Origin of the sequence: Rhodopirellula maiorica SM1 (assembly GCF_000346295.1) — a bacterium.
Taxonomy (GTDB): Bacteria; Planctomycetota; Planctomycetia; order Pirellulales; family Pirellulaceae; genus Novipirellula; species Novipirellula maiorica.
Map to the genome: position 1 here is coordinate 1 of NZ_ANOG01000762.1, position 2,123 is coordinate 2,123.

Sequence of the window (2,123 nt, forward strand, 5' to 3'; positions counted from 1 at the left end):
TCATGACAAGCGACGCCCATATGTAAAACACAAACGCCATCGGCATCAATGCCAAGCCGTCTGCGTAGCGATTTTGCAGCAAATTGGCAAACAACCATGGAGCGATCCACAGCGTTGCTGCGGCACCGAGCGTGAAGACAAGCGACAGTGCCGCGAGGACTTTGCGGATTCGATCGACGACGGCTTCACGACGACCCGATTCCCAGTCGGCGGCAAGATAGGGCATCAGAACGCCAGCAATCATGCTGGCCAAACTCATCAACAACACTGGGAAAATACGGCCGCTGTGGTATTGCCCCACCGCGGCTTGTCCCATTTGTTCGCCCCCGCTGGTGAAATGCAAAATCATGTAGCGATCGGACATCTCAAAAAGATTGCTCAGTAAGTTCATGATCCAAAGCGCCACCGCGTACGGTAGCAACCGTCGCCACATCGAGGGAGCGTCGAAACGAGATTCGCTGCGAGGCAGTCCTTTCCAACCTTTGGCCAACGTCCACCCACCGGGCAGAATCGCGATCAACGATGCGACGGCAAAACTGAGAATCAAACCTGCCAAGTCGCCACCGCGGATCAGCCATCCAACCCCGAGCAAGGTAAACGCCACGCTTTGTACGAACTGCATCATCGATGCCACGCGAACTTGGCGTAGTGATGAAACTAATTGGTGAACAAAGTTGAATGCGATGATCGCGATCACGCCGGCGGCCACGGCGTACGTCAGCACGCTATTGTCGGACTCAAGAAAAATCAGCCATCCGAACCAATCCGGCGCCACCATCAAGCCAATCAAAAAGACCCCGGCGCATGCGATTGTCGCGATCAGCAACCGCCGAACGAGTGATCGCAAATGTCCCTGTTGCCGATACGTTTCCACATACCGCGGTAATGATCCCGGCATCCCCAACAACATCACCGGTGTGGCCATCGTGATAAAATCGAATGCCATCGCCCATTGGCCGACCACGGCATCGTCCATCAACCGGCAAAACCAGATACTTCGGAGAAATCCGAGCGATCGTTGGATGACCGTCATGGCTAGCACCACCAACATGCCAATCGCAAGCGAATCCGCCGCAAAGCTGGCGGGAGTTTCGGTCTTGGTCGCTGTCACAGCTTGCTGATCGTTCAATGTTCGAAGCGCCGACGTTGGGCAGAGAACCTCATTTTTGAATCCTGCGAGGTGCGTCGCAGGGCGAATGAGATGAGTTCGATGAAATGTGGGACGCAAGCCGCTTGATCGCCGAGTGAACTTCCAATCCAAATCAAAATTGTCGTTAAATTTTGCTGGATGCAGCGGTGGTGAGGATTGTAGCGCGTCGGAATGATGTCACTTCTGCACCGTACGGGGACGGCAGTTGAAGGGGGGCTGGGGTTCTGGATTCCGAAAGCCGAAGAATTCGGTGGGGAAATCCCTCACTTCCGGCGATCGTTTCTAGTGAAAGTCGCGACCGGGGCGGTCGGTAGTGACCACGTCTTACCGCTTAGCGTGCCCATACCACCGCATTGGTCCCGATGGTTCGGTAGATGCATCCAAAGTGAGGGGAGACGGCGTTTTCTTCGTATTTATCGAGGTTTGGCAAAGTTAGAAGTCAGCGATTTTGTTTGGCTTTGGCTCGTTTCCTAACCTATGTTTCAACTCGCAGCGATAATGTTCTCTCGACCTGACGGTTTCATCGCATGAACCAGCCCCTTTCCGTATCTGCATCTGTTGACCCTGTCGCTGCTTCGGTGACGGCGATCGAGCCGATGGATTTGACCAACAAGAACCAGCAGCTTGAACAGTTACTAGCCAGTTTGCAGGAGGCGTCTCCGGTCAGCGACGAACGCCGCGCCGCGCCGTCGATCGAGGTCAAGTTCGAGAGTCAATTGGCGATGGTCCGGTTGGGGATCGCCAGTTCGCTGTTCTTTTCGCTGCGGGCGAAACATGTCGCCACTGCGGCGCATTCGCTTCGAGTCGCATTGTCGTGTTCGGCGTGGGCCCACCGCCTAGGGCTTGAGGAATCATTGCGAGACCGGATCGAGGTGGCATCGCTGCTACATGATCTGGGCAAAATTGGCATTCCCGATCGCGTGCTGCGAAAACCCGGCAAATTGACGGTCGAGGAACAATTGACGATGGATTG

Annotated in this window: 2 protein-coding genes; one reads left to right on the forward strand and one right to left on the reverse strand. The window is 55.1% G+C overall.

Annotation, left to right across the window (positions count from 1 at the left end; all coding sequences use genetic code 11):
- Positions 1–1,111: lipopolysaccharide biosynthesis protein (locus RMSM_RS24710; RefSeq protein WP_144057933.1), on the reverse strand; the 1,111-nt coding region annotated here is incomplete at its 3' end.
- 566 nt (positions 1,112–1,677) lie between these two features.
- Here RMSM_RS24710 and RMSM_RS43635 point away from each other — a divergent pair.
- On the forward strand, positions 1,678–2,123 hold a 446-nt coding region (locus RMSM_RS43635), incomplete at its 3' end, for an HD-GYP domain-containing protein (RefSeq protein ID WP_008702959.1).